Raw genomic sequence first — 3,605 nt, 5'->3', positions numbered from 1 at the left:
ACTGTTCTCAACATTATTGCACTCATATAACAACAGCACCCTGACGATTCACCTCGAAACCTATATTTGGGGAGTAGTTATCAAAGAAATAGACTGATAGTGTAGGATCTTGGCATAGGTGCTGGTCTAGCACTAACAATGTTAGTGTAGATGAGGAAACGAAGGATGGTAAGCACATCGCCTAAAAGTTAAGAATGTGCGCTCTCTGCCACTAGCGGATACATACAAACGTGCTGAAAGCGTATATGCTACCTACATACACATCTTTGATACTAAAAAGTTAAATTATGCTTCCATAAGCAATTCTAGAGCGTGGCGTTGTCCGATATTCTAGTATCAACAAAGGTAGTAGGAGTGCCATGTTTCTAACCTGTTATTGATGTGTAAAATATATTCAACATCTAGGTGTAAGGTATGTCGCTACACACCACACCTTGTGATATATGCAAATTGGAAGTTCAGAGAAACTTCCACAGGTACGAGAAGTACCTGTTATGCCACATATGATAATGTGCACCACATTGCCCTGAACGTACGTTCAGGGACCTGCTATATCACGCACTACGGTATCACCACATTTTACAAGGGCGCTGAGAGCGGCAAGAAGGGCGATGATGCCGCTACAAAAACAGCAAGAGACATGGGAGAGCCGCAAATGCATATACTACTTAATGAACAGCCTATAGAATGCTTGGCTTAGGTACATAGATTACCCTTCACTTTCATCTGACAAATATAGAGTAGATTGGGAGCGCGAAGAATGTATATGAGTGGCATGTCCTTTAAGCCCCCCTCTTTTATGCTTCATATTCTATATATCAACAAAGGTGGAAGGATGAAAGGATGAGGCTCCTTTTCTCAATCGATATTTTGTATTTGAGCACTACTTATGCTACACTTTTGATGGGTGTTGTGAGGTTACCATCGGGTTAAGGTTGCCATTATACACATACTGTATATCCCCTACTCCTATGCACAGGTACAGTTCGTTTTACATCAATATATTTTAATGAGCTCTCTATGTTATATGCTTAAGGTTTGGATTTATGACGATAAAAACAATTAAGAGTTCTGATGCGTGTAATAGCACCAGTGCAGGAACTTTAGCTGATAGGTTAAGGACTGCTTTAGTAGATTGGCAACTTACTAAAAGGCCTCGCAAGGAGGTAAACGAGGGGAGGCACTCTGGTTATTCTAGCACACACAATAGTATAGTACTCCCCAGTAGTGATATCTTAAATGGGACGGATCCCAACAGTGTCACTCAGCACTCAGAAATTAAAAAGGCAGCTAGAAGTTATGCTGATAAAACACACTCCTCAACTGAGGAACATAAGAGTAATCTGGCGTCATCTTCAAGCGGGACGCCTGTGGATGGTGATAACTCTGTAAAATACCAAGCATCTCGTGCTCAAAGTGATTTTAATCATGGCTCCACATCACGTTCTCCTGCGCATGAACGCACCCGGCTCGTGGCTCAGGAACGGCAGCCCTCTTCTATGTTTGATAATATTGATCTAGGTATAGGAATAGGCTTAGCACTTGCATGTAGTTTCCTTATAGGTACAGGAGTAGGATTGGGAGTAGCAGTAGTTGCTGGAGTAGCTACTGTACTTACTGCGGGAATAGGTAGTACGGTAAGCGCTGCAGCAGCAGGTGCTGCAATAGGTGCAGCTGCGGCAGGCAGTGCAGTGGGTGCTGCTGTGGGTACTGGTATAGCAGCAGGCTTGGATGCTGTTACTGTAGATGCAGTAGACATTGGCATAGATGTTGCTAACTCACGTGCAATAGGTGCAGCTGCGGCAGGCAGTGCAGTGGGTACTGATGGGGTAGCAGCGGGCTTGGATGCTGTTACTGTAGATGCTGTAGTAGAAACTGGCATAGATGTTGCTAACTCTATTGATGTTACACGCTAAAACAACTTAGGAGTAGGTACGTCTGCATGGCAATAACAACATGTAGCATATCCCTCTACTATGAAAATTACTGCTGTATTTCCTGCCATATGTCTTATGAGTGAACGTTATCACTCATACACTGTAAATTTACCCTCGGTATCACTGGAAGACGCAATACCTACAGTTTGTGGCTCGTGATTTTCTCGTAGAGATAGGTAGTATTATGAATAATGAAGCTGTATTGCAACCTTACGGGGGGGGGGGAGACTGAGCAAGAGAATTTTCTCCCAAGTTTCCATAATGCTATCATGGCCGTGCTAGATGATATTGAGCCAGTGTCAACTTCCGCAATAGATGATGTAGAAAGTGAATCTACCGGCGAAAACCGCGAACTTTCTCTACTAGGCCTAACAATTATCTTCATGCGCACCGCATTTGTTGTGACTCATGGCGCTACCAAGATCACAGATATACACAAGCGAGACATCGATACCGCAATGCAGGCTACGCATCAGATATTCGACAAATTACATCTTGGTAAGCATGTGTACCATGATTTAGTAAATCGTGTGCTGCATTCGCTACAGACAACTCTTTATTCTACGGCAGATATATCCTCAAAAACGTCAGCAGAGAGCAGCATGCATGGTGTCTTACATAATCTTACTATAAAGCTAGTAGATAACATGTTTGGTTTACTCGATTTACTAGATAAGTATCCTGATTCTGTAGACTCTGAGTTGAATCCCCTACTAGAATCTCTGAACTGCACACTTGGTTCTCTAAATCGTGCGTTAGATCCATTACCTGGTGGTAAATATGCCATGGAAGGAGAGCTGTACAACCTGCATCTAACACCTCATAGGTTACCTATTATCCCAACGCGCCTTTCTGAACCAACCATCAGTTACTGCTGTAGCGGCTATCGACAGCTTACCATACGGTAAGAAGACAGGAAATACCTGATAGTACTGTATACAGTACTATCATAAAGGCGCCACTTATGCGTGGTAGCGTAACCTACCGTGAATTACTGCTGTATTTCCTGATGCCGCATATCGTATAATAAGTAAGCATCACTCATAATGCACCGTAAAGTTGTCTTCGGTGTCGTTCCAAGATGCGATGCCCATGGTTTGTAGCTCATTGATTCACGTAAAAGATAGGTAGCATTATGAATGATGAAGCTGTATTGCAACTTTATGCGGAAAGTGGGGGGGGGGGAATTATGGAAAGGGATGAGACGCTAAGATTGTTAGACTCTCTCCTGGCAGTAGCCTCCGAAATAGAAAGGGGAGCAAATGAATCGCTACCCCAAGGTCGGGAAACTTCTTTACTAGCTCTAACTCTTATTTCGCTGTGTACAATGGCTGGTATTCTTGTCCGAAATATTCGCATAACTGAGGCAAATAATAGAGCAATCTTTACTGCAATGAAAGCCACATATCAGATATTTCAGAAATTGCCGCTGGATAAGAATGTGTATCACAATCTACTAGACCATGCGCTACGTTCGCTGCAAGCTGTGCTCCATCCTACGGTCACTAAGATATGCCAAAAATGTCAAACAGAAGGTAGCATTCATGGAGTCTTAACTAATCTTGCGGTAAAATTAGCGGGTAACGTTTTTGATCTATTAGATTTTGACGATAGGAATTTTGAGAACTCCAAGCTAAGTTCCCTGCTTGAATCGTTGAACTGCACACT

3 protein-coding genes are annotated in these 3,605 nt (G+C 42.9%); all 3 read left to right on the top strand.

Annotated features, from left to right (window positions below):
- Positions 1-1,046: 1,046 nt before the first annotated feature.
- The gene (locus R4I06_RS04485) at positions 1,047-1,916 is read left to right on the top strand and encodes a hypothetical protein (protein ID WP_334414387.1); all 870 of its coding nucleotides are present in this window, start codon (positions 1,047-1,049) and stop codon (positions 1,914-1,916) included.
- A gap of 212 nt (positions 1,917-2,128) precedes the next feature.
- Positions 2,129-2,845 carry a hypothetical protein gene (locus R4I06_RS04480; RefSeq protein ID WP_334414386.1) on the top strand — a complete coding sequence of 239 codons (717 nt, stop codon included), beginning with the start codon at positions 2,129-2,131 and terminating at the stop codon, positions 2,843-2,845.
- A 227-nt stretch (positions 2,846-3,072) separates the two neighbouring features.
- On the top strand, positions 3,073-3,605 hold a 533-nt coding region (locus R4I06_RS04475), incomplete at its 3' end, for a hypothetical protein (RefSeq protein WP_334414385.1).

Source organism: Anaplasma bovis (assembly GCF_036903315.1).
GTDB classification, from domain to species: Bacteria; Pseudomonadota; Alphaproteobacteria; order Rickettsiales; family Anaplasmataceae; genus Anaplasma; species Anaplasma bovis.
Note: the sequence above shows the minus strand (reverse complement) of the source record. Positions and strands in the feature narration are given on the sequence as shown.